The following is a 23012-nucleotide window of genomic DNA, read 5'->3' as shown; positions in this document are numbered from 1 at the left end:
GCGTCCACTGAAATACTTTCACAACATTCATTTAACAAGTGAGGTTTGAAATGGTCAGTGGATCCACTCAGGTTGTTGCCGTCATCGGCCACCCTATTACCCAGGTTAAATCACCGGAGAATTTCAACCGTCACTTTGCAGAGCAAAGCCAGGACAGCGTGATGATCCCGGTTGATATCGTGCCAGAGGCGGTGGCTGATTACCTGAACGCGTTACGTGGATGGCAGAATATGAGCGGCGTGCTGGTTACCGTTCCGCACAAACAGCGCGTCGCCGCCCTGGTCGATGAACTCACTCCGCGAGCGCGCCACCTCAACGCGGTAAACGTGGTGCGTAAGCTGCCGGACGGCCGCTTGCAGGGCGATATGCTGGACGGCGTCGGCTTTCTTCTTGCCGCAAAAACGCGGGGTTTTCAGGCCAGCGGAAAAAAAGCGCTGCTGTCAGGCTGCGGCGGCGTAGGGAGCGCCATCGCGTGGGGTTTATGCGAAGCGGGCATCACCCACCTGACTCTCCACGACCAGAATTCGGCCACTCTGCAGCTGCTGCACAACCGCCTGGCCACTCGCTTCCCTGAGCTGCACCTCGCCACGCTGCCGGACACCCTGGACGGTATTGATTTGCTGGTCAACGGCTCCCCCGCCGGAATGAGCGGCTTTGACGCGCTGCCGCTGCCGCAGACCCTGCTGGATACTCTGGAAGCCGCCACTTATGTCGCCGATGTCGTCACCGCGCCGGTGATGACTCCCCTGCTGACCTTCGCTCAAGCCCGGGGCTGCGTGGTGCAAACCGGGCCTGAAATGGCGTTAGCGCAGATGAAGCTGATGGGGCAGTTCATTGGCGCCATCGCTCATGAAGAAGGGGCCATCGCATGAAAAGCTGGGACGTTATTGTTATCGGCAGCGGCGCCGCCGGTTTTGCCGCAGCGGTGACGGCGTGCTGTAAAGGGCTCTCGGTACTGATGCTGGAGAAAGCCGCTCAGTTTGGCGGCACCTCGGCCATTTCAGGCGGAGCCGTATGGATCAACGATACCGACCAGGCGCGCAGGCAGGGAAAAAGCGGCCCGGAACACGCGATAAAAACCTACCTGAAGACGATTATCGGCGAACGGCACTACCGCCCGGAGATGGTGGATGCCTTCGTCAGTTCAGGCCGTGAAGCGCTGGCCTTTCTGGAAAAAGAGGGCGCGGTGAAATACAGCCTGCGCCCGCTATCTCCCGACTATTACCCGGATGAACCCGGCGCCGTTGACGTTGGCCGCGCGCTTGAAGTCGTCGAATACGACGGCCGCAGGCTTGGCTCACGATTTCGCGAACTGCGATCGCCTCCGCCGGGGATGCTGCTATTCGGCGGCATGATGGTCAACCGCGTCGATATTCAGCATTTTCTCGATATGCGCCGCTCGCTCCGCTCATTTACCCACTGCACAAAGCTACTGCTGCGCTATGGCCGCGATCGCCTGAAATATCCTCGCGGAACCCGGCTGGCGATGGGTAATGCCTTAATTGCGCGGATGGCCACCCTCGCCTTTCGCAAGGGCATGAGCCTGCAGCTGAACGTAAACGTTACGTCGCTAATCGAAAGCAACGGTGAAGTCACCGGCGTCGAGATTGAGCATGCCGGCCAGAGAAGCGTGCTGCATGCGCGCCAGGGCGTGGTGCTGGCCGCCGGGGGATTTGCCGCTGGCCAGCTGGCGGCGCGGTACCGGCCGAAAACGCGCGAACACTACACCATGTCACCCGACGCCAATGACGGCGCGGCTTTTCGCCTGACGGCGACGCTTAACGCCAGGCAAGGAGCCGATTTACCGTCAAACTTTTTCTGGGCGCCGGTCTCCGTCTTACGTCATGCGGATGGCAGCGAAGAGCGTTTCCCGCACCTCGTCACCGATCGCGCCAAGCCCGGCGTCATTGCCGTTAACCAGCGCGCCGTGCGTTTCGTGAATGAATCTAACTCCTACCACCATTTCGCCAGCGCCATGCAAAGCCAGGAGGAAAATGCGCCCTGCTATCTGATTTGCGATGCGCTGGCCATGAAGCGCTACGGCCTGGGGCTGGCGCGCCCGGCTCCGGTTAATAACGACGCGCTGATAAAGGCCGGCTATCTGCACAAAGCGGATTCTCTCGCTCAGCTCGCGCAAGCGCTGGGGGTCGATGGACAAACCCTGACCGCTACCGTTAGCCGCTACAACCGAGATGCCGCCAGCGGCAGCGATACGGAATTTACCAAAGGAGGCAACAGCTATAACCGTGTGATGGGCGATCCCGGCCACCAGCCGAACGCCTGTAACGCCCCGCTCGCCGCGGCCCCCTTTTACGCCATCACGCTCTACACCGGTGATTTGGGCACCTCACGCGGGCTGGTCACCACCGCCGATGCTCAGGTCATTAATCAACAAGGTCAGCCCATTAGAGGGCTGTATGCCGTGGGCAATGATATGGATTCACTGATGGCCGGGACCTATCCCGGTCCCGGAATCACTCTCGGCCCGGCGCTCACCTTCGGCTATCTCTGCGCCACGCACCTGGCGCAACAACCCGCACTTTAATCAGGAGAGTTTCATGATCTACGAAAAACGTACCTACACCATCAGCCCATTAAAAATGGCCGACTGGCTGGCGCTCTACAAAAGCGATGCCTACGCCGTGCAAACCGAGCACCTCGGCAAGCTGATTGGCTTTTTCTTTACCGAGATTGGCGTCGTTAATCAGGTCGTGCATATCTGGGCTTATGAAAGCCTTGACGATCGTCTGGTGCGCCGCGCGCGCATGGCGCAGGACGAACGCTGGCTCACCTTCTCTCGTAAAAACCGCGAACTGGCGGCCGTCGAGCGCCTGGAGTCCGTTCTGCTGCGCCCTACCGATTTTTCACCGCTGCAATAAGGAGCCATAGATGAGCGGGCATGTGAAAGTAGATGTGCTGATTGTCGGTTCCGGAGCGGCGGGTCTCTCAGCCGCCGTCACCGCCGCCCTCAACGGCGCCAGCGTGCTGGTGGCGGAAAAGGAGTCGGTGATTGGCGGCACCAGCGCCTGGTCCGGCGGCTGGCTGTGGATCCCCCGCAATCCGCTGGCCCGCGAGGAAGGCATTGAAGAGGATGCCAGCGTGCCGCTCACCTATCTTCAACACGAGATGGCGGGGCAATCCGCCGATGCCCGCCTGCTCACTTTTCTTCGCTACGGCCCGGAAATGATTGATTTCTTTCGCCATAACACGGCGGTGCAGTTTATTTCCGGCAGCCGAATGCCTGATTTTCACAACTCGCCAGGCTACGCGCAGGGCGGACGTTCCGTCACCGCCCGGCCGTTCGATGGCCGCCTGCTCGGCGACTGGCTGCATCGACTGAGGCCGCCGCTGGAGACAATCAGCCTTGCGGGAATGGGGATTGCTGGCGGCGCCGACATGACGCATTTCTTTAACGCCACTCGCTCTCCGCGCTCCGCGCTGTATGCCGCGCGGCGCCTGCTGCGCCACGGCTGGCAGCGCTTACGCCACGGTCGCGGACGGCATCTGGTCAACGGCAACGCGCTGATGGCGCGCCTGCTGCGCGCGGCGCTGGATGCCGGCGTCAACTTCCGGCTGAATGCGCCGGTAGAACGTCTCTTAACGTCATCAGCCGGCGTGACCGGCGCGGTATTACGCGGCGATGAGGGTCCAGTTCAGGTCAGCGCAAATGCGGTTATTCTCGCCTGCGGCGGCTTCCCCCACGATAAGCAGCGCCTGGCTCAGCATGTCGCCCACGCCGCAAACGGCTACGGCCACTTCTCTGCCGCCCCGCCGGGCAACGCGGGGGACGGGATCCGCCTGGGAGAGTCGGTCGGCGGTCAGTTTGACGACTCTCTCAGACACGCGATGGCCTGGGCCCCAGTTTCCCGCGTCACCCTCGCCAGCGGCCTGCAGCTGCCGTTCCCGCACCTGGTGGAACGCGCTAAGCCAGGGTTTGTCGCCGTGCTGCCCAACGGCAGGCGCTTCACCAACGAAGCCGACTCCTATCACGACTTTATTGCCGCGCTGCTGGAGGCCACGCCGCCCGGAGAAACTCCGCAGGCGTGGCTGCTTGCCGACAGCCGGGCGCTGCGCCGCTATGGTCTGGGCCATGCTCGTCCGGCCCCTTTCTCGACCATGGCATGGCTTCGCACCGGCTATCTGCAGTCCGGCGAGACGCTGGAGGCGCTGGCGGAAAAATGCGCTATTGATAGCGTCCGGTTGAAGGAGACCATCAGCCGCTTTAATACCTTCGCCGCCCGCGGCAGGGACGATGAGTTCCAGCGCGGAGCCTCGGCCTATAACCAGGCCCAGGGCGACGCCGCCAATCCTCACCACCCGACCTTAGGCGCGCTGAGCCAACCCCCTTTCTATGCGGTACGCATTCTGCCGGGTTCGCTCGGATCGTTTAGCGGCTTGAAAACCGATGAACAGGCCCGCGTGCTGGATGCGCAGCAGCAGCCCATCGCCGGCCTCTATGCCATCGGTAACGATATGTCGAGCGTGATGCGGGGATACTATCCCAGCGGCGGTATTACGCTCGGCCCGGCGATGACCTTTGGTTATCTTGTTGGTAAAAATTTGACGGAAAACATAGATAAAACAATGCAGTAAGTCACACCCCGCCAGGGACGGTAGTACACATAACAACAACCACCTGCCACTGTACCGGAGTCCTTATGAACATGCGTACCCTATCACTCGCCGCACTGACCCTGCTGGATGTTTCGCCGCCGGAACAGGTGCGGATTGCCGCCCAAACCGGCTTTACCCACGTCGGACTGCGGCTACTTCCCGCCACGCCATCCGACCCGAACTACGACATGCTCGGCGATACCGCCACCGTTCGCGAAACCTTAGCGGCGCTGCGCGATACCGGCATTCGCGTCTCCGATGTTGAAATTGTTCGCCTGACGCCAGACTTTGCGCTGGATGCGCGACTGCGTCTGTTTATGCAAACCGCCGAGCGGCTGGGGGCGAAACAGGTGCTGGTCGCCGGCAACGATAGCCATCTCAACCGTAGCGCGGATAACCTCGCGGCGCTGGCGCAGGCGGGTCAAGAGTATGGTTTAACGATGAATCTCGAACCCATGCCGTGGACCTGCCTGCGCACTATTGCCGCTGCCCGCAGCTTGATTGACGCCAGCGGCAGATCGGATGTTGGTATTCTGATCGACGCCATCCATTTCTGGCGAGGGGGCGAATCGCTCGAAGCGCTCTCCCGCCTCCCGCACCATTACCTGAACTATATGCAGCTGTGTGACGCTCCGTCAGCTATCCCGAGCGATGAGCAGGAGCTTATCCATCAGGCCCGCGCCGCGCGTAACATTCCCGGCGAGGGCGGGCTCGATCTACCTGGCCTGATGGCCGCCCTTCCGGCGACTCTCGCCGTCTCTCTCGAGGTGCCGTTAAGCGGCGACCGGGGCGCCCTGCCCGCGCTTGAGCGCGCGCAGCTGCTGTTCAAGGCCGCGCAGACCTATCTGCAGCCATCCGCCTGAGGGAGGCACTATGACACAGACTCAACGCCTGGATGTCAGAGAGTTAATTAACCATAACCCCTTGAGCCGCTATCAGAAGCTGGTGGTTTTCTTAGGTTTCTGCGTGATTGCGCTGGACGGTTTTGATATCGCGATTATGGGTTTTATCGCCCCCACCTTGAAGCAGGAGTGGGGGGTCACCAACCATGAGCTCGGCTTTGTCATTAGCGCCGCGCTGATTGGCCTCGCGCTGGGAGCGATTTTTTCCGGCCCGCTTGCCGACTGGCTGGGACGGAAAAAAATCATCGTTAACAGCGTCTTCTTTTTTGGCTTCTGGACCATCGCCACCGCATTTTCACAAAATATCGATCAGATGATCTTCTTTCGCTTTATGACCGGACTCGGACTGGGGGCCGCGATGCCGAACATGGGGACCCTGGTCTCAGAATATGCGCCGGAGCGACGGCGATCTTTCATTATTACGATTATCTTTTGCGGCTTCACCTTCGGCGCGGCGGCGGGAGGATTTTCCGCCTCGTGGCTGATCCCGCGGTTTGGCTGGCACTCCTTAATGGCCTTAGGTGGCGTGCTGCCTATTTTGTTTGCGCCGCTGCTTATCTGGAAGCTACCGGAATCAGTGCGTTTTCTGGTGATTAAGGGCGCTCCGGCGGCGCGGGTCCGCACGATTTTACGGCGGCTTTATCCCGGACAAATCGCCGATGACGCGGAGTTTACCCTGCCAGCGCAGCCCGTCAGCGGCAGCGCAATGCGCATCGTGCTCTCCCGCCGGTATCGCTTCGGCTCGCTGATGCTGTGGCTGGTCTATTTTATGGGGCTCTTTCTGGTCTATCTGCTGGGCAGCTGGCTGCCGACGCTGGTTAAAGAGGTCGGCATGACGGTAAGCCAGGCGGCAATCATGACCGCCATATATCAGGCCGGCGGGACCCTGGGCTCGCTGTTTGCCGGCTGGCTGATGGACCGTATTAACCCGCACCGTGCGCTGGCGGTCATTTTTGCCATTGGCGGGATTTTCACGATGGCAATGGGCTACGCCGCGGCCAGCTTTACCCTTCTGTGCCTGCTGGCCTTTATTAGCGGAGCCTGTCTGAACGGCGGCAATACCGGGATGAACGCGCTCTCTGCGCGCTTTTATCCGACCCAGGCGCGAGCCACCGGCTCCAGCTGGATGCACGGCATCGGCCGCGTCGGGGCTATTATCAGCGCCTTTGCCGGCGCCGAAATGATGGCGCTAAACCTCAGCTTTGAAAGCGTCTTTTTGATCCTCGGTATTCCGGCGGCTCTGACCGTAGCAGGGCTTATTGCAAAAGAGCTGTTTGCCGACGGCCCCCACGCGAACGATACCGCTTCATCCGCCGCAGCCAGGAGCGCATCGTGAATAATATACCTCCTGCCGCTATTACCGCCGGAGAGGCTGCCTCCAGGCATATTGCGGCCCCCCCTCGCCCCACCTCACGTACGATCTGAGAAGCAGGCGGCGCAGCAGAAAGCTGCGCCGCGCCTTCATTTCCTCCTCGCTACGGCCATTTTTCGATCGCCCTCGCACAAACGAAAAATAAATTCCAAAACAATAATAAAATGAAATAAACGATTCCATAATGTGGATGCCGAAATATGCCCCGTCGACGGCACAAGCGGCAGGAATCACCCAACGTTCCCCCTGACACCCGTGTTTTTTGAAAGGAGAGCTCCATGTTAAACGGCATGAAACCCCTGTCCCGTTCCCTGCGCTGGGGCATGATCGGCGGCGGCGGCACCAGCCAGATTGGCTACAGCCACCGCTCTGCGGCGCTGCGCGACAACGTCTTTACCCTGCTGGCGGGCGCACTCGATATCGATGCCGAACGCGGACGCCAGTTTGGCCAGCAGCTCGGCATCGCGCCAGAGCGCTGCTACGCCGATTATCAAACCCTGTTTCGCGAGGAGGCGCGGCGTCCCGATGGCGTCGAGGCGGTGTCGGTCACCACGCCAAACAATACCCACTTCGCGATCGCTAAAGCCGCGCTGGAAGCCGGGCTGCACGTTATCTGCGAAAAGCCGCTGTGCTTCACCGCCGCCGAAGCCAACGAACTGCTGACGCTGAGCCGCCGGCACAACAAGATCGTAGGCGTCACCTACGGCTACGCCGGATATCAGATGGTTCAGCAGGCGCGGCAGATGATCGCCGAAGGGCTGCTCGGCCAGATTCGGGTGATCACCATGCAGTTCGCCCACGGCTTTCATAACGAGGCGGTCGAACTGCAGGCAGAGTCCACCCGCTGGCGGGTGACGCCGGAGTACGCAGGCCCAAGCTACGTTCTGGGCGACCTCGCAACGCACCCGCTGTTTATCGCCGAAACCATGGTGCCGCAGCTCAACATTAAGCGCCTGATGTGCTCCCGTCAGAGCTTCGTTAAGTCCCGGGCGCCGCTGGAAGATAACGCCTTCGTGCTGATGGAGTACGACAACGGTGCCGTCGGTTCGATGTGGACCAGCGCGATCAACAGCGGCGCAATGCACTCGCAAAAGGTGCGGGTGGTCGGGGAAAAGGCCAGCATCGAATGGTGGGACGAGCGGCCCAATCAGCTCAGCTATGAGGTACAGGGCGAACCGGCCCGGCTCCTCGAACGCGGAATGCCCTATCTCAGCCGCGAGGCGCTGGCGGACGATCGCATCGGCGGCGGCCATCCGGAGGGGCTGTTCGAAGCCTGGGCAAACCTCTACCGCCGCTTCGCTATCGCCATTGATGCGACGGATCGCGGCGACGCTCAGCTGCTGGCAGACTTCTGGTACCCAAATGTGGAAGCAGGATTACACGGCGTCTACTGGGTTGAACAATGCGTCAAATCCGCCGACGCCGGCGGCCAGTGGGTTGACTTTAATTTACAATAAATGCTGCATCCCGGTGGGGCCTCCTCCACCGGTTTCTTTATTTCTACCGCACTTACCTCACCACGCTACACACCCGTAATATCTGTTAAACAAACATTTATTTACGCTTTCGGCTCCCCCCACTACACTAGGCGCAGTTTTTCGATTGAGGTGGTAATGAACGATAATAAAATGACGCCAGGCGAACTGCGCGCGACCTGGGGTTTGGGGACCGTATTCTCGCTGCGTATGCTCGGCATGTTTATGGTTCTGCCGGTTCTGACCACCTATGGTATGGCTTTACAGGGCGCCAGCGAGGCGCTTATCGGCCTCGCAATTGGGATCTATGGGCTGGCCCAGGCCCTGTTTCAGATCCCCTTCGGCCTGCTTTCCGACCGTATCGGGCGTAAACCGCTGATCGTTGGCGGCCTGCTGATCTTCGTTATCGGCAGCATTATCGCCGCGCTCAGCGACTCCATCTGGGGCATAATTCTCGGCCGGGCGCTGCAGGGCTCCGGGGCGATTGCCGCCGCGGTCATGGCGCTCCTTTCCGATTTAACCCGCGAACAGAACCGCACGAAAGCGATGGCCTTTATTGGCGTCAGCTTCGGCGTGACCTTTGCTATCGCCATGGTGCTGGGGCCGATAGTCACCCACCAGCTGGGCCTGCACGCCCTGTTCTGGATGATCGCCGGGCTCGCGTCAATCGGCATTCTGCTCACCCTGTGGGTGGTGCCCAACAGCCATAATCACGTCCTGAACCGCGAATCAGGCATGGTAAAAGACTGCTTTAGCAAAGTCCTCGCCGAGCCAAAGCTGCTGAAGCTCAATTTCGGCATTATGTGCCTGCACATCATGCTGATGTCGACGTTCGTCGCCCTTCCCGGCCAGCTGGAGGCCGCAGGTTTCCCCGCCGCTGAGCACTGGAAGATTTATCTGGTGACCATGCTTATCTCTTTTGTCTCGGTCGTGCCGTTTATCATCTATGCCGAAGTGAAGCGCAAGATGAAGCACGTCTTTCTGTTCTGCGTCGCGCTGCTGCTGGTGGCCGAAATCGTCCTGTGGGGCGCGGGCGGATACTTCTGGGAGCTGGTCGCGGGGGTTCAGCTGTTCTTCCTTGCCTTTAACCTGCTGGAAGCGCTGCTGCCGTCGTTGATTAGCAAGGAGTCGCCGGCCGGATACAAAGGCACCGCGATGGGCATCTACTCAACCAGCCAGTTTCTCGGCGTGGCGATTGGCGGCGCGCTCGGCGGCTGGGTTGACGGCTTCTTCGATTCGCAGACCGTGTTCCTGCTCGGCGCGCTGCTGGCGATGCTGTGGCTGCTGGTTGCCGGAACGATGAGCGAACCGCCGTACGTCAGCAGTCTGAGAATTGAAATCCCGGGCGATGTGGCCGTGGATGATACCCTGCAGACGCGTCTGCTGACCCTCGACGGGGTAAAACAGGCGCTGGTGGTGGCCGAAGAGCGTTCGGTCTACGTCAAAATCGACAGCAAGCTGACCAATCGCTTCGAGGTTGAGCAGGCGATAAAAGGGAGTTAAAAAAAAGCGGGGATAACCCGCTTTTTTATTAGTCGCGGAAGTTCTTGAACTGGAACGGCTGGCCTAAATCGCCGCCGCGCACCAGCGCCATCACCGCCTGCAGATCGTCACGCGCCTTGCCGGTCACGCGGATCTCTTCGCCCTGAATCTGCGCCTGCACCTTCAGCTTGCTGTCCTTGATGAGCTTAACGATTTTTTTCTGCATCGTGCTCTCAATGCCCTGCTTCAGTTTGGCATCGACAAACCAGGTTTTGCCGCTGTGCACGAACTCTTCCGGCACCTCGAGAGAGCTGCCCTCAATGCCGCGCTTCAACAGCTTAGCGCGGAGAATATCCAGCAGCTGGTTAATCTGGAAATCAGACTCGCTGAGAACCTTGATGGTCTCATTTTTTTCGTTCAGCTCAAAACTGGCTTCCACGTTGCGAAAATCAAAACGCGATTCAACTTCACGGGTCGCATTCTCTACGGCGTTTCGAACTTCCTGAAGATCGACTTCAGAGACAATATCGAAAGATGGCATCTTTTCCTCTCCTTTCGTTTCTTTTGCGTTGCATAATACCTGCAACACGGCATAACTCAACTGGTTATCCCGCAAGCATAGCTGACGGCGCTATGCTCCAGGTTTCTCCAGCCGCAGCGGCATTGGCTGCAGCCGGAAGGACAACGAGTATATACTTTAGCTATGAGTGCCTGGGATTGTCGCAGGTGAGGAGGATTAATGAAGGTAACCGTACTCGGATGCGGTGCGCTTGGACAGCTATGGCTGACCGCGCTGTGTAAACATGGACATGATGTCCAGGGGTGGTTACGCGTCCCACAACCTTTCTGCAGCGTCAATCTGATCGAGACTGACGGCAGCATTTTTAATGAGTCGTTAACCGCTAACGATCCCGATTTTCTCGCCAGCAGCGATCTGCTGCTGGTCACCCTGAAGGCCTGGCAGGTCTCTACGGCGGTAAAGAACCTCGCCGAACGCCTGCCGGCCTCATCACCGATACTGCTTATCCATAACGGAATGGGTACAGTCGACGAGCTTAAAGGCGTCAGGCAGCCCCTGCTGCTGGCTTCAACCACTCAGGCCGCGCGGCGCGACGGCAACGTGATCGTCCACGTGGCTAACGGCACCACCCATATTGGCCCGGCGAGGGCGTATCCGCAGGACTACAGCACGCTTGCCGATACGCTGCAAAACGTCCTGCCGGACGTGGCCTGGCACAATAATATCCAGCCGGCGCTCTGGAGCAAGCTGGCGGTCAACTGCGTGATTAATCCGCTGACGGCGCTACGCAACTGCAAAAACGGCGATTTACGCGACGCGGCGACGGAAGTGGAGACTATCTGCCGGGAAGTCGCCGCCGTGATGGAACGCGAAGGAATACATACATCGCCGGAAAACCTGCTATTTTATGTCCATCAGATAATTGAAAGTACGGCAGAAAATATCTCTTCGATGCTGCAGGATATCCGCGCTCAGCGTCATACGGAAATCGACTATATCACCGGTTTTCTGCTCAAGCGCGCCCGTGCCCACGGCCTTGCCGTACCGGAAAACGCCCGCATGTTTGAACAGGTAAAGCGTAAGGAGAATGAATATGAGCGCGTCGGCACTGATTTGCCTCGCCCCTGGTAGCGAAGAGACGGAAGCGGTCACCGCTATCGATTTACTAGTACGCGGCGGGGTGCAGGTCACTACCGCCAGCGTCGCCGGCGACGGCAGCCTGACCATTGTCTGCTCGCGCGGCGTTAAGCTGCTGGCCGATGCGCCGCTGGTGGAAGTTGCCGACGGCGATTATGACATTATCGTTCTTCCCGGCGGCATCAAAGGCGCGGAATGCTTCCGCGATAGCCCGCTGCTGGTGGAGACGGTCAGGCAGTTTCATCTCTCCGGGCGGATCGTCGCCGCCATCTGCGCCGCTGCCGCCACGGTGCTGGTCCCGCACAATCTTTTCCCGATCGGCAACATGACCGGCTTTCCGGCGCTGAAGGAGCAGATCCCCGCCGGGCAGTGGCAGGATAAGCGCGTGGTCTGGGACCCGCGGGTTAACCTGCTCACCAGCCAGGGGCCAGGAACGGCGATTGATTTTGCGCTCAAGATGATCGATCTGCTGGTCAGTCGTGAAAAAGCGCATGAGGTCGCTTCACAGCTGGTGATGGCGGCGGGAATATATAACTACTACGAAGCCTGATCCGATACGGGCAGGATCGGTCGCCCGGATAAGGCATGGCTGCCGCTATCCGGGACTTCCCCCGATCGCGCCGGGCGGCGCCTCACGGGGTGACCGTCGCTATCCGCAGGTTACGGGCGATAGACCTTCACGTTCTCAAAGCCCTGCTCGCGCAGATACAGCGCCTGCAGGCGGCTCATTACGCCACGCTCGCACCACAGCAGCCAGGTTTTGCTCTGGTCGAGGTTGCCGAACTGGGTGCTCAGCTTGTAAAACGGTAGCGAAACCACGTCGACGCCTTCCACCTTCAGCGGTCTGTCATCCTGCTCGTCAACCGAGCGAATATCCAGAATCACGTCGTTGGGGCCAAAACCGCTGACGGTTTCAACCTCAACCACTTCCTGCTGAGTTTGCTGGGCGATATCGCGAATATCGACGTTATTGGCTTCCGCCACCACCTTATCCAGGATGCTGAAATCGAAGTTCTGCTCTTCCGCTTCGATCTTCGCCTTCACCGCCTTCACGGTCGGGCTCTTCGAGATCACGCCGCAGTATTCCGGCATGGTGCGGGCAAAGTCTTCGGTGCCGATTTCGCGCGCCAGGTTAATGATGTGCTCTTTATCGTGAGAGATCAGCGGACGCAGGATCAGCGTATCGGAGACGTTATCGATCAGCCGCAGGTTGGTCAGCGTCTGGCTGGATACCTGGCCCAGCGCTTCGCCGGTCACCAGCGCCTGCACGCCGTAGCGTTCAGCCACCTGGGAGGCGGCGCGAACCATCATGCGCTTAAGCACGACGCCCATCTGACCATCGTCAACTTTTTCGAGGATCTCACCGACCACCGGCTCGAAGTTAATCGCCACAAAACGCACGCGGTGGGAGCTGCCAAAGCGGTTCCACAGGTAGTGCGCGACCTGACGGACGCCGATTTCGTGCGCCGCGCCGCCGAGGTTAAAGAAGCAGTAGTGCACGCGGCAGCCGCGACGCATCAGCATGTAGCTGGAAACGCCGGAATCGAAGCCGCCGGAGATCAGCGACAGCACGTCTTCCTGGGTGCCGATGGGGAAACCGCCGATGCCTTCATAGCGCCCTTTCACCAGCAGCAGGCGATCGTTTTCGATCTCCAGATTGACGGTGATATCCGGGTTGGTCAGCTTAACTCGGGCCGTTTCGATATGCTGGTTCAGACCGCCGCCGACGTAGCGTTCCACTTCGATAGAGGTAAACTCATGCTTACCGCGACGCTTTACGCGCACGCAGAAGGTTTTGCCTTCCAGCGTCTCGCGCCACAGCGGCAGCGTTTGCTCGAAAATATCGTGCAGCGAAGTGAAGGGAACGTCTTCGACTTCCAGGATATGGTGAATACCGGGAATTCGGGTCAGCGCATCGCGAATAGCCGGACGCTGATTTTCGTCTTTCGCGCGAACTTCGATATGATCCCAATGACGAACGACGGCGAGCGTCTCATCATAGTTTTTGAGAACGTTACGAATGTTCCCGGTTAAGATTTTAATGAAGCGCAATCGCACAGATTGGCTTTTGATGGTGATTTCCGGGAACAATTTAATGATAAACTTCATGGCGACAATAGTTCGTTGGCAAGCCCGACAGGGCTTTAAGCAAAAGATGTACTGCAGTGCACCGCGGTGCCTGCATCCAGGGCGCGAAGTATACCACTAATGGAAGCTTTTCACCTGGCATTGCGTGTTTTACGCTAAATCATCCGCCGCAGCCGGGACGACAGGTTCGCCGGGAGCGCATCGGGCTTAGGCCAGGGACGCTTGCCGGATAAGGCGCATATTTGCTTAACCACGTGACTTCGTTACCATACTGCTGTCGCGACATAACAAGAGTCTATATTCACTATGCCAAAGAAAAATGAGGCCCCGGCCAGCTTTGAAACCGCCCTGGGCGAGCTGGAGCAGATCGTCAATCGTCTGGAAAGCGGCGCTCTGCCGTTAGAAGAAGCGCTCGGCGAGTTTGAGCGCGGCGTGCAGCTGGCGCGTCAGGGACAGGCCAGGCTGCAGCAGGCCGAGCAGCGCGTACAAATTCTGCTGGCAGAGAGCGAAGATACGCCGCTGACGCCTTTTACGCCGGACGCTGAATAGATGGATTTCCCACAACAGCTACAGGCCTGCGTTGCGCAGGCCAACGACGCGCTGCGCCGTTTTCTTGCGCCGCTGCCGTTTCAGAACACTCCGCTGGTTGAGGCCATGCAGTACGGCGCATTATTAGGCGGCAAACGCCTGCGCCCCTTCCTGGTATACGCCACCGGCGACATGTTTGGCGTCAGCCGCGCGACCCTGGACGCGCCGGCCGCGGCCGTTGAATGCATCCACGCCTATTCGCTGATGCACGACGATCTGCCGGCGATGGACAACGACGATCTGCGTCGCGGCCTGCCTACCTGCCATATTAAATTTGGCGAAGCGAACGCAATTCTTGCCGGAGACGCCCTGCAAACGCTGGCGTTTTCTATACTAAGTGATGCGACGATGCCGGAAGTACCGGATCGCGACCGGCTGGCTATGGTCTCCGAGCTGGCGCAGGCCAGCGGCGTTGCCGGAATGTGCGGCGGCCAGGCGCTGGATCTCGAAGCCGAAGGCCATCAGGTTGACCTCGAAGCGCTCAAGCGCATTCATCGCCATAAGACCGGGGCGCTGATTCGCGCGGCGGTGCGCATGGGCGCCCTGAGCGCCGGCGAACGCGGCCGTGCGGCGCTGCCGGCGCTCGATCGCTATGCGGAAAATATCGGCCTCGCCTTCCAGGTCCAGGATGACATTCTTGACGTGGTAGGGGATACTGCGACCCTTGGCAAACGTCAGGGAGCCGATCAGCAGTTGGGCAAAAGTACCTACCCCGCGCTTCTGGGACTTGAGCAAGCCCGGAACAAAGCGCATGGCCTGATTGAAGACGCCCGTCAGTCGCTAAATGAGCTGGCCGCGCAATCTCTGGATACAACGGCACTGGAAGCGCTCGCGAATTACATAATTCAGCGCGATAAATAAACAATAAATGAGTCTCTGATGAGTTTTGATATTGCCAAATACCCGACCCTGGCGCTGGTAGATTCCACCCAGGAGCTGCGTTTGTTGCCGAAAGATAGCCTGCCGAAGCTGTGCGACGAACTGCGGCGCTACCTGCTGGACAGCGTCAGCCGTTCCAGCGGGCATTTTGCCTCCGGCCTCGGCACGGTCGAACTGACCGTGGCGCTTCACTACGTCTATAACACCCCTTTCGATCGCCTGATTTGGGACGTCGGCCACCAGGCCTACCCGCATAAAATTCTGACCGGCCGTCGTGACAAAATCGGCACGATTCGGCAGAAAGGCGGGCTGCACCCGTTCCCGTGGCGCGGCGAAAGCGAATATGACGTGCTGAGCGTCGGACACTCATCGACCTCCATTTCTGCGGGCATTGGGGTCGCCATTGCCGCAGCGAAAGAAGACAAGCAGCGGCGCGCGGTCTGCGTCATTGGCGACGGGGCGATCACCGCCGGGATGGCGTTTGAGGCCATGAACCACGCGGGCGATATCAAACCCGATCTGCTGGTCGTGCTGAACGACAACGAAATGTCGATTTCTGAGAACGTCGGCGCGCTGAATAATCATCTCGCGCAGCTGCTTTCCGGCAAGCTGTACTCTACCCTGCGCGAAGGCGGCAAGAAGGTCTTCTCAGGCGTACCGCCGATTAAAGAGCTGCTCAAACGCACCGAAGAACATATCAAAGGCATGGTGGTTCCCGGGACCCTGTTTGAAGAGCTGGGCTTTAACTACATCGGCCCGGTGGACGGTCACGATGTGCTCGGGCTGGTCAATACGCTGAAGAACATGCGCGATCTGAAAGGACCGCAGTTCCTGCATATTATGACCAAAAAAGGTCGCGGCTATGAGCCGGCGGAAAAGGACCCGATCACTTTCCACGCGGTGCCTAAGTTTGACCATACCAGCGGAGTGCTGCCCAAAAGCAGCGGCGGCCTGCCCTCTTATTCGAAAATTTTCGGCGACTGGCTGTGCGAAACCGCGGCGAAAGATAGCAAGCTGATGGCCGTGACCCCGGCGATGCGCGAAGGCTCGGGGATGGTCGAGTTCTCGAAAAAATTCCCTGACCAGTATTTCGATGTGGCTATCGCCGAGCAGCACGCGGTGACCTTTGCCGCCGGGCTGGCAATCGGCGACTATAAGCCGGTGGTGGCCATTTACTCCACCTTCCTGCAGCGCGCCTACGATCAGGTGATTCACGACGTCGCTATCCAGAAGCTGCCGGTGCTGTTTGCCATCGACCGGGCCGGCATCGTCGGCGCCGACGGTCAGACGCACCAGGGCGCCTTCGACCTCTCCTTCCTGCGCTGTATTCCGGAGATGGTCATCATGACGCCGAGCGACGAGAACGAATGCCGCCAGATGCTGTATACCGGCTATCACTACGGCGACGGCCCTAGCGCGGTGCGCTATCCGCGCGGAACGGGTACCGGGGCAACGCTGGAGCCGCTGGCTTTGCTGCCGATCGGCAAGGGCGTCGTTAAGCGCGAAGGCGAGAAAATTGCGATCCTTAACTTCGGTACCATGCTGCCGGAAGCCGCTCAGGTGGCGGAAAAGCTCAACGCCACGCTGGTGGACATGCGCTTTGTGAAACCGCTTGATAACGCGCTGATTTTGCAGCTGGCCGCCGGGCACGAGGCGCTGGTCACGCTGGAAGAGAATGCGATCATGGGCGGCGCGGGCAGCGGCGTTAATGAGCTGCTGATGGCGCATCGTCGCGCGGTGCCGGTGCTGAATATCGGTCTGCCGGACTTCTTTATCCCCCAGGGAACCCAGGAAGAAGTTCACGTTGACCTCGGTCTCGATGCCGCAGGTATTGAAGCCAAAATCATCGCCTGGCTGGCCTGATCCCTCCCCCGATAACGCTCCTGCTATGCTTAAAGGAATTCCATTAAGCAAAGAGCAGGAGCGCAGCTATGCAATACATCACCCCAGAAGCGACCGACCTCCGGGTTTCCCGACTTTGCCTCGGCTGCATGACCTTCGGCGAGCCGGATCGGGGCAAACACGCCTGGACGCTACCGGAAGAGAGCAGCCGCCCGCTGATCCAGCGCGCTCTGGAAGGCGGCATCAACTTTTTTGATACCGCCAACAGCTACTCCGAGGGCAGCAGCGAAGAGATCGTAGGCCGCGCCCTGCGCGACTTTGCCCGCCGCGACGAAGTCGTGGTCGCCACCAAGGTTTACCACCAGGTGGGGGACCTGCCGGAAGGTCTCTCCCGCGCGCAAATTCTCCGCTCTATCGACGACAGCCTGCGGCGCCTGGGCATGGAGTATGTTGACCTGCTGCAAATCCACCGCTGGGATTACGCCACGCCCATTGAGGAGACCCTCGAGGCGTTGAACGAGGTGGTGAAGGCGGGTAAAGCGCGCTATATCGGCGCCTCGTCGATGCATGCCCACCAGTTTGCCCAGGCGCTGGAGCTGCAGGAGCGTAACGGCTGGGCGCGCTTCGTCACCATGCAGGATCATTACAACCTGATTTACCGCGAAGAAGAGAACGAGATGCTGCCGCTGTGCAACCGCGCAGGGGTATCGGTTATTCCCTGGAGTCCGCTGGCGCGCGGCCGGCTGACCCGCCCGTGGGGGGAAACCACCGCACGGCTGGTTTCCGACGAGTTTGGCCAGTCGCTGTACAGCGCCACCGATAGCAACGATGAGCTGATCGCGGCGAATCTCGCCGAAGTTGCAGAGGAGCTGGGCGTCGGGCGGGCGCAGGTGGCGCTGGCGTGGCTGCTGAGCAAACCCGGCGTGGCCGCGCCGATTATCGGCGCCTCGCGTCAGGATCAGCTGGATGAGCTGCTGAATGCGGTTGATTTAACCCTGACGCCGGAGCAGGTGGAAAAGCTGGAAGCGCCGTACAGGCCGCATCCGGTTGTCGGATTCAAATAGCCCGCCGGCGGCGTTAACCCAGAGCCCCGGCAAGCAAAGCGCTACCGGGGCTCTGCGTCAGATAAGGCCAATCGGCCAGTGATGGCCTATAACGTACAGCACGCCCGCCGAAATCACGCCGGCGACGATATCATCGACCATGATCCCCATTCCGCCGTGAATATTACGGTCGAACCAGCGAATCGGCCACGGCTTCCACATATCGAAAATGCGGAAAATGACGAATCCGGCGGCAACCCACTGCCAGTCGAGAGTCGGCAGCGCCATCAGGGTTATCCACATTCCGACAAACTCATCCCAGACGATGCTGCCGTGATCGTGGGTGCCCATATCTTTGGCCGTGCGGTGGCAGATATAGACCCCAATACAGATGCTCATCATCACCACCAGCGAATAGAGCTGCCAGGGCAGAAACGTCATCAGGTACCAAAACGGAATCGACGCCAGCGACCCCATAGTCCCGGGGACGATGGGGCTTAACCCGCTGCCGAAGCCGGTCGCCAGCAGATGCCAGGGGTTAAGCAGGTTCAGCCGACTTTTTGCGATATCTTTACTGCGCGCCAAAATGATCGTACCCCTTTAAATCAAGCTTCACCGGCTTGCCCCCCTGCAGAAACTGCAGGCCGTCAGCCTCGGCGCAAACCTGCCCGATGCAGGTAAATCGCGCCCCGAGCTGGCCGATAGCCACGTCGAGCGCGCCGCGATTGAGCTCCGGTACGGTAAAGCACAGCTCATAATCTTCGCCGCCGGCAAGCGCCCAGCGCAGGGCCGTCTCCGGCGCAACCTGACGCCGCATCGCCTCGGATAGCGGCATCGTGTCAAGATCGATGCGCGCCCCGCAGCCGCTGGCTTTAAGGATATGGCCCAGATCGGAGACCAGGCCGTCGGAAAGATCGATAGCCGAGCTCGCCAGATCGCGCAGCGCCTGCCCCTGCAGCACGCGCGGCATCGGGCGCAGATGGCGCGCCAGCAGATAGTCGGCGTCAGCGGCGTCATCTACCGCCAGCCGCTCCTGCAGTATCGCCAGCCCGGCGGCGCTGTCGCCGGGCGTACCGGTAACGTAAATCCAGTCGCCGGGCTTCGCCCCGGAGCGCTTCAGGGCGCGTCCCGGCGGCACAAAACCGTGGATTCCCAGCGTCATCGACAGCGGACCGCGGGTGGTATCACCGCCAATCAGCTGCATATCGTAATAGTTGAGCAGCATAAACAGGCTATCGCTGAAGGACTCCAGCCACGCTTCGTCCACCTCCGGCAGCGTCAGCGCCAGCGTTAGCCACGCCGGTTCCGCGCCCATCGCCGCAAGGTCGCTCAGATTGACGGCCAGCGCTTTATAGGCCAGATCGGCAGGATCGATATCAGGTAAGAAATGGTTGCCCGCCACCAGGGTGTCGGTGCTGATTGCCAGCGTTTTTTTCTCGGGAATATTCAGGAGTGCGCAGTCGTCGCCAATGCCGGTTTCCACATCGAGACGCATGCTTTTTACGCGATCAAAATAACGGGCAATCAGGGAAAATTCGCCGCATGCCATACGTTATGCCTCAGCAAAAGAAAAGAATAAGGCCGGACCTTGCGTGGATGACATCCCGCGAGACCCGGCCTGGAGTTTACTTTTTGTTGGGACGAATTGCCGGGGCTGCCTTGTCCAGCACGCCGTTAACAAACTTATGGCTATCTTCGGCGCCGAAGGTTTTCGCCAGCTCGATAGCTTCGTTGATGGCGACTTTGTACGGCACGTCGTCACGCTTTGACAGCTCGAACAGGGCGATACGCAGTACCGCTTTTTCCACCTGGCCCAGCTCTTCAAGCAGACGGGACAGGTACGGCTTCATCAGGCCGTCGAGGTATGCGCTGTTAGTCGCCACTCCGGACAGCAGTTCGCGAAAATACGGAACGTCGACATCTTTAACGTCCTGTTCCGCCAGGAACTGGTATTCAACATCAGAGATGTCGTTTTTCGATAACTGCCAGGAGTAAAGCGCCTGGACAGCACACTCACGGGCGCGGCGACGAGCAGCAGGTTTCACGGAATTCCCCTTACAAAAAAATTCAGGCCTTGATGGCTCTCAATACGTTAATCATTTCCAGCGCGGTCAGCGCAGCTTCTGCGCCTTTGTTACCGGCTTTGGTGCCAGCGCGTTCGATGGCTTGCTCAATGCTTTCGGTGGTCAGAACACCAAAGGCTACCGGAATTTCGCTTTCCTGAGCGACGTGCGCCAGGCCATTGCTTGCTCCGCCAGCCACATATTCAAAGTGCGCAGTACCCCCACGGATCACCGTACCCAGCGCAATTATCGCGTCATATTTACCGGTTTTTGCCAGTGCGCCAGCCGCCAGCGGCAGCTCATACGCGCCTGGAACCCAAACAACGGTAATATTTTCATCTTTTACCTGACCGATGCGCTTCAGGGCGTCAATCGCACCTTCCAGCAGGCTGTCATTGATAAAGTTGTTGAAACGCGCAATGGTGATGGCGACGCGAGCGTCCGGGGTAGCAACGTTAGCTTCAATAATGTTCATACTCTTCCTTCGGGTTCATTTGGCCCCGCAAGGGGGGCGGATTCTACCATAATATTTTATACACTTCATCCTGCAAACTGCCCTGGCGTTAGCTGCGGCTGACCCGGCCGCTCTTCAGGCTTCGCTTCTCGCTTACCGTCTCGTCGCATTCTGAATAACCAGGCGTATCGGCGCGGCTTCCCCGTCGGGCAGGGAGATTATGCGCTCACTAAGTGCAGGCAAACGTCCGGGCCTACATGACGTATCTCATTGAATTTGAAATAGGGCGCGTCGGCCAGTTTCTCAAGCCCCGGCAGCGCGCAGAGCCCGCGCGCATCGCTTCCTAACAGTTTAGGCGCAATGTAGACGATAAGCTCGTCCACCAGCCCCGCCTGCAGCAGCGCGCCGGCCAGAGCAGGACCGGCCTCCACCCAGATGCTGTTAACCTGCTGCTTGCCCAACTGCATCATCAGCACCACCAGATCGAGATGGCCTTTATGCTCCGGGATCTGCAGAGTACGCACGTTCTCAGGCCACTCGCGAGAGTCCTGACGGGTGCGGGCAAACAGCGTTTCTCCCGCCTGCTGTACGATGCGGTGCTGCGGCGTAACGCGGTTTTGGCTATCGATGACAATGCGCAGCGGCTGGCGCAGATTCTCCTGCGGATAGCGCGCCTGAATATCAGGAGTGAGCTCGTCCCAGCGCACGGTAAGCGCCGGGTCATCCGCGAGGACGGTGGCGCTGCTGGTGAGGATCGCATGGCTTTGCGCGCGCAGGCGCTGTACGTCGCGTCGCGCCTGCGGCGAAGTGATCCACTGACTTTCGCCGCTGGCCATTGCCGTACGGCCGTCGAGCGAGGCGCCCATTTTTAGCTGAATATAGGGGAAGCCGGTGCGCATCCGCTTCAGGAAGCCTTTATTTAACGCTTCGGCCTCGCCCATCATCAGGCCGTGGCTGACGTCGATGCCCTCCTGCTGCAGGCGATACAGACCGCGCCCGGCCACCTGCGGATTGGGGTCCTGCATCGCGGCCACCACCCGCACAACGCCTGCGGCAATCAGCGCATCGCAGCACGGCGGCGTGCGTCCGTGATGGCTGCAGGGCTCCAGCGTGACGTAGGCGGTGGCGCCTTTGGCCCTTTCGCCGGCCATGCGCAGCGCGTGCACTTCGGCATGCGGCTCGCCGGCGCGGTAGTGGAAACCTTCGCCAACAATTTCGCCGTCTTTAACAATGACGCAGCCGACGTTCGGGTTTGGGTGGGTCGTGAAGCGACCGCGCGCGGCGAGCCTGAGCGCGCGTGCCATGTATATTTCGTCATGCATGGCTTAATCCTGTAAGCGGGCGATCTCTTCGCCGAATTCTTTGATGTCTTCAAAACTGCGATAGACGGAAGCAAAGCGGATGTAGGCGACTTTATCGAGCTTCTTCAGCTGTTCCATCACCAGGTTACCGATCATTTTGCTGGGGACTTCGCGTTCACCGGTGCCGCGCAGATGCGTTTTGATGTGGTTGAGCGCCATTTCTACATCGTCGGCGCTGACCGGGCGCTTTTCTAACGCTTTGAGCATCCCGCTGCGCAGCTTATCTTCGTTGAAGGGTTCACGAACGTCATTGCTTTTTACCACTCGCGGCATCACCAGCTCGGCCACTTCGAAGGTGGTAAAGCGTTCATTGCAGACCAGGCACTGCCGACGACGACGCACAGAAGAGCCCTCCCCCACCAGGCGAGAGTCGATCACTTTAGTATCTACGGCGAAACAGAAAGGGCAATGCATAGCGCGTCCTGGCATCAAGTTAAACTGACAGGTAGTTTACCGCGAAGTGACCCGACTACAAAGAAAGAGCTTTTGAGACAAAGGATCTATAGTGCGCTTATGCAAACGATCTACCATTAATCATCCCTCTGTTAACGGAATCCCGACCATGACAAGACGTTATTTGAAGCTGGCGATTGTGGGTAGCCTTTTTACGCTCAGCGCCTGCGCCCAGCAAAGCGAAGTCCGCCAGATGAATCAGAGCGTGAGCGCGTTGAGCAAGGAGATGACCCAGCTCAATCAGCAAACGGTGAAAATTACCCAGCAAAACGCCCTGAATGCGAAGTCCAGCAGCGGCGTTTATCTGCTGCCCGGGGCGAAAACTCCCGCGCGGCTGAACAGCCAGATAGGCACCCTGCGGATGTCGCTGCGTGATATTGCCCCCGACGGCGACGGCACCCGCCTGACGCTGCGTATCCAGGGCGAATCAAACGATCCGCTGCCGGCGTTTAGCGCAACCGTCGCCAACGGGCAGATCAGCGGCACTACCGAGAGCTACCGGGAGATCAACGTTCACGACCAGCTGATTAGCGCACCAGCCAGCATCCTGGCGCCGAGCGACGTCGATATTCCGCTGCGCCTCAGCGGCATCACTCCGGAACAGTTAGGCTTCGTACGCATCCACGATATTCAGCCCGCAGACGCGCAGTAAACTCCCCCGCCGGGTGTTTGTGACACCCGGCTTCCCTCGCGGAAAATCCATTTACAACTTTTCACAACAGTTCAGTAAAAATTGACC

Annotated in this window: 23 protein-coding genes; 15 read left to right on the top strand and 8 right to left on the bottom strand. The window is 59.4% G+C overall.

Annotated features, from left to right (window positions below):
* Window positions 1–50: 50 nt before the first annotated feature.
* The 8 genes from NWP14_RS08550 to NWP14_RS08515 all read left to right on the top strand — a co-directional run bounded on the left by NWP14_RS08550 (window position 51) and on the right by NWP14_RS08515 (window position 9866).
* On the top strand, window positions 51–872 hold the full coding sequence (locus NWP14_RS08550) for a shikimate dehydrogenase (RefSeq protein ID WP_346432005.1): 822 nt from the start codon (window positions 51–53) through the stop codon (window positions 870–872).
* Window positions 869–2545 (top strand): FAD-dependent oxidoreductase, encoded by a 1677-nt coding sequence (locus NWP14_RS08545; protein ID WP_375215174.1) that lies wholly within the window; start codon window positions 869–871, stop codon window positions 2543–2545. The genes NWP14_RS08550 and NWP14_RS08545 overlap by 4 nt, the downstream gene beginning before the upstream one ends.
* A 13-nt stretch (window positions 2546–2558) precedes the next feature.
* Window positions 2559–2879 carry an NIPSNAP family protein gene (locus NWP14_RS08540; RefSeq protein WP_128878934.1) on the top strand — a complete coding sequence of 107 codons (321 nt, stop codon included), beginning with the start codon at window positions 2559–2561 and terminating at the stop codon, window positions 2877–2879.
* A 10-nt stretch (window positions 2880–2889) separates the two neighbouring features.
* Entirely contained in the window at window positions 2890–4593 is a 1704-nt protein-coding gene (locus NWP14_RS08535) for an FAD-dependent oxidoreductase (RefSeq protein WP_375215173.1), read from the top strand.
* Window positions 4594–4658: 65 nt separating this feature from the next.
* Entirely contained in the window at window positions 4659–5477 is an 819-nt protein-coding gene (locus NWP14_RS08530) for a sugar phosphate isomerase/epimerase (RefSeq protein WP_095094381.1), read from the top strand.
* A 10-nt stretch (window positions 5478–5487) separates the two neighbouring features.
* Window positions 5488–6852, top strand: coding sequence for an aromatic acid/H+ symport family MFS transporter (locus NWP14_RS08525; protein ID WP_346432008.1), 1365 nt, complete (start codon window positions 5488–5490; stop codon window positions 6850–6852).
* A gap of 314 nt (window positions 6853–7166) precedes the next feature.
* Entirely contained in the window at window positions 7167–8345 is a 1179-nt protein-coding gene (locus tag NWP14_RS08520; protein WP_346432009.1) for a Gfo/Idh/MocA family oxidoreductase, read from the top strand.
* A gap of 156 nt (window positions 8346–8501) precedes the next feature.
* On the top strand, window positions 8502–9866 hold the full coding sequence (locus tag NWP14_RS08515) for an MFS transporter (RefSeq protein WP_095094373.1): 1365 nt from the start codon (window positions 8502–8504) through the stop codon (window positions 9864–9866).
* 28 nt (window positions 9867–9894) lie between these two features.
* Here the strand turns inward: NWP14_RS08515 and NWP14_RS08510 are convergent, their stop codons facing one another.
* Window positions 9895–10386 carry a YajQ family cyclic di-GMP-binding protein gene (locus tag NWP14_RS08510; protein WP_041144301.1) on the bottom strand — a complete coding sequence of 164 codons (492 nt, stop codon included), beginning with the start codon at window positions 10384–10386 and terminating at the stop codon, window positions 9895–9897.
* A gap of 198 nt (window positions 10387–10584) precedes the next feature.
* Here NWP14_RS08510 and panE point away from each other — a divergent pair, with 198 nt between their 5' ends.
* Together panE and yajL are read left to right on the top strand one after the other, a co-directional pair.
* A complete protein-coding gene (panE, locus tag NWP14_RS08505; RefSeq protein ID WP_375215172.1) occupies window positions 10585–11496 on the top strand; it encodes a 2-dehydropantoate 2-reductase in 912 nt (303 codons plus the stop codon).
* Window positions 11459–12052: a protein deglycase YajL gene (gene yajL / locus NWP14_RS08500; protein WP_095094369.1), complete on the top strand. Its 594-nt coding sequence runs from the start codon at window positions 11459–11461 to the stop codon at window positions 12050–12052. Before panE ends, yajL begins: the two co-directional genes overlap by 38 nt.
* 110 nt (window positions 12053–12162) lie before the next feature.
* On the opposite strand, the gene thiI is transcribed toward yajL, so the two are convergent.
* Window positions 12163–13611 carry a tRNA uracil 4-sulfurtransferase ThiI gene (thiI, locus tag NWP14_RS08495; protein ID WP_346432010.1) on the bottom strand — a complete coding sequence of 483 codons (1449 nt, stop codon included), beginning with the start codon at window positions 13609–13611 and terminating at the stop codon, window positions 12163–12165.
* Window positions 13612–13896: 285 nt separating this feature from the next.
* Between thiI and xseB the strand changes: the two genes are divergently transcribed.
* From xseB to NWP14_RS08475, 4 genes are all read left to right on the top strand, one after another.
* On the top strand, window positions 13897–14139 hold the full coding sequence (gene xseB, locus NWP14_RS08490; RefSeq protein WP_346432011.1) for an exodeoxyribonuclease VII small subunit: 243 nt from the start codon (window positions 13897–13899) through the stop codon (window positions 14137–14139).
* A complete protein-coding gene (ispA, locus tag NWP14_RS08485) occupies window positions 14140–15039 on the top strand; it encodes a (2E,6E)-farnesyl diphosphate synthase (protein ID WP_095094363.1) in 900 nt (299 codons plus the stop codon).
* A gap of 18 nt (window positions 15040–15057) precedes the next feature.
* Entirely contained in the window at window positions 15058–16920 is a 1863-nt protein-coding gene (gene dxs, locus NWP14_RS08480) for a 1-deoxy-D-xylulose-5-phosphate synthase (protein ID WP_375215171.1), read from the top strand.
* Between the two features lie 68 nt (window positions 16921–16988).
* Complete coding sequence (locus tag NWP14_RS08475; protein WP_375215170.1) at window positions 16989–17963, top strand: aldo/keto reductase; 975 nt, start codon at window positions 16989–16991, stop codon at window positions 17961–17963.
* Between the two features lie 57 nt (window positions 17964–18020).
* On the opposite strand, the gene pgpA is transcribed toward NWP14_RS08475, so the two are convergent.
* From pgpA to nrdR, 6 genes are all read right to left on the bottom strand, one after another.
* Entirely contained in the window at window positions 18021–18533 is a 513-nt protein-coding gene (gene pgpA / locus NWP14_RS08470) for a phosphatidylglycerophosphatase A (RefSeq protein ID WP_189339831.1), read from the bottom strand.
* A complete protein-coding gene (gene thiL / locus NWP14_RS08465; RefSeq protein ID WP_375215169.1) occupies window positions 18514–19491 on the bottom strand; it encodes a thiamine-phosphate kinase in 978 nt (325 codons plus the stop codon). Before thiL ends, pgpA begins: the two co-directional genes overlap by 20 nt.
* Before the next feature lie 76 nt (window positions 19492–19567).
* Window positions 19568–19987 (bottom strand): transcription antitermination factor NusB, encoded by a 420-nt coding sequence (gene nusB, locus NWP14_RS08460; protein WP_041144291.1) that lies wholly within the window; start codon window positions 19985–19987, stop codon window positions 19568–19570.
* A gap of 22 nt (window positions 19988–20009) precedes the next feature.
* Window positions 20010–20480, bottom strand: a complete 471-nt coding sequence (gene ribE / locus NWP14_RS08455; protein WP_095094353.1) for a 6,7-dimethyl-8-ribityllumazine synthase — start codon at window positions 20478–20480, stop codon at window positions 20010–20012.
* 197 nt (window positions 20481–20677) lie between these two features.
* Window positions 20678–21781 carry a bifunctional diaminohydroxyphosphoribosylaminopyrimidine deaminase/5-amino-6-(5-phosphoribosylamino)uracil reductase RibD gene (gene ribD / locus NWP14_RS08450; RefSeq protein ID WP_375215168.1) on the bottom strand — a complete coding sequence of 368 codons (1104 nt, stop codon included), beginning with the start codon at window positions 21779–21781 and terminating at the stop codon, window positions 20678–20680.
* Window positions 21782–21784: 3 nt separating this feature from the next.
* Window positions 21785–22234 (bottom strand): transcriptional regulator NrdR, encoded by a 450-nt coding sequence (gene nrdR, locus NWP14_RS08445; RefSeq protein WP_004858609.1) that lies wholly within the window; start codon window positions 22232–22234, stop codon window positions 21785–21787.
* A 148-nt stretch (window positions 22235–22382) separates the two neighbouring features.
* On the opposite strand from nrdR, the gene NWP14_RS08440 reads away from it, so the two are divergent.
* Entirely contained in the window at window positions 22383–22925 is a 543-nt protein-coding gene (locus NWP14_RS08440; RefSeq protein WP_346432013.1) for a DUF3251 domain-containing protein, read from the top strand.
* The last annotated feature ends 87 nt before the right edge of the window (window positions 22926–23012 follow it).

Source organism: Klebsiella sp. C349492 (genome assembly GCF_042055345.1).
GTDB lineage: Bacteria > Pseudomonadota > Gammaproteobacteria > Enterobacterales > Enterobacteriaceae > Klebsiella > Klebsiella scottii.
The sequence above is the reverse complement of the archived record's forward strand: the minus strand, read 5'-3'. Positions and strand labels throughout refer to the sequence as shown.

What these genes read in the sequence shown, in the direction of transcription:
- ribD (WP_375215168.1), bottom strand. Translation starts at nt 21,781, where the DNA reads ATGCATGACGAAATATACATGGCACGCGCGCTCAGGCTCGCCGCGCGC.
- NWP14_RS08520 (WP_346432009.1), top strand. Translation starts at nt 7,167, where the DNA reads ATGTTAAACGGCATGAAACCCCTGTCCCGTTCCCTGCGCTGGGGCATG.
- ribE (WP_095094353.1), bottom strand. Translation starts at nt 20,480, where the DNA reads ATGAACATTATTGAAGCTAACGTTGCTACCCCGGACGCTCGCGTCGCC.
- NWP14_RS08540 (WP_128878934.1), top strand. Translation starts at nt 2,559, where the DNA reads ATGATCTACGAAAAACGTACCTACACCATCAGCCCATTAAAAATGGCC.
- thiL (WP_375215169.1), bottom strand. Translation starts at nt 19,491, where the DNA reads ATGGCATGCGGCGAATTTTCCCTGATTGCCCGTTATTTTGATCGCGTA.
- ispA (WP_095094363.1), top strand. Translation starts at nt 14,140, where the DNA reads ATGGATTTCCCACAACAGCTACAGGCCTGCGTTGCGCAGGCCAACGAC.
- NWP14_RS08475 (WP_375215170.1), top strand. Translation starts at nt 16,989, where the DNA reads ATGCAATACATCACCCCAGAAGCGACCGACCTCCGGGTTTCCCGACTT.
- NWP14_RS08525 (WP_346432008.1), top strand. Translation starts at nt 5,488, where the DNA reads ATGACACAGACTCAACGCCTGGATGTCAGAGAGTTAATTAACCATAAC.
- NWP14_RS08545 (WP_375215174.1), top strand. Translation starts at nt 869, where the DNA reads ATGAAAAGCTGGGACGTTATTGTTATCGGCAGCGGCGCCGCCGGTTTT.
- yajL (WP_095094369.1), top strand. Translation starts at nt 11,459, where the DNA reads ATGAGCGCGTCGGCACTGATTTGCCTCGCCCCTGGTAGCGAAGAGACG.
- dxs (WP_375215171.1), top strand. Translation starts at nt 15,058, where the DNA reads ATGAGTTTTGATATTGCCAAATACCCGACCCTGGCGCTGGTAGATTCC.
- nrdR (WP_004858609.1), bottom strand. Translation starts at nt 22,234, where the DNA reads ATGCATTGCCCTTTCTGTTTCGCCGTAGATACTAAAGTGATCGACTCT.
- NWP14_RS08515 (WP_095094373.1), top strand. Translation starts at nt 8,502, where the DNA reads ATGAACGATAATAAAATGACGCCAGGCGAACTGCGCGCGACCTGGGGT.
- panE (WP_375215172.1), top strand. Translation starts at nt 10,585, where the DNA reads ATGAAGGTAACCGTACTCGGATGCGGTGCGCTTGGACAGCTATGGCTG.
- NWP14_RS08510 (WP_041144301.1), bottom strand. Translation starts at nt 10,386, where the DNA reads ATGCCATCTTTCGATATTGTCTCTGAAGTCGATCTTCAGGAAGTTCGA.
- NWP14_RS08535 (WP_375215173.1), top strand. Translation starts at nt 2,890, where the DNA reads ATGAGCGGGCATGTGAAAGTAGATGTGCTGATTGTCGGTTCCGGAGCG.
- xseB (WP_346432011.1), top strand. Translation starts at nt 13,897, where the DNA reads ATGCCAAAGAAAAATGAGGCCCCGGCCAGCTTTGAAACCGCCCTGGGC.
- NWP14_RS08530 (WP_095094381.1), top strand. Translation starts at nt 4,659, where the DNA reads ATGAACATGCGTACCCTATCACTCGCCGCACTGACCCTGCTGGATGTT.
- NWP14_RS08550 (WP_346432005.1), top strand. Translation starts at nt 51, where the DNA reads ATGGTCAGTGGATCCACTCAGGTTGTTGCCGTCATCGGCCACCCTATT.
- thiI (WP_346432010.1), bottom strand. Translation starts at nt 13,611, where the DNA reads ATGAAGTTTATCATTAAATTGTTCCCGGAAATCACCATCAAAAGCCAA.
- NWP14_RS08440 (WP_346432013.1), top strand. Translation starts at nt 22,383, where the DNA reads ATGACAAGACGTTATTTGAAGCTGGCGATTGTGGGTAGCCTTTTTACG.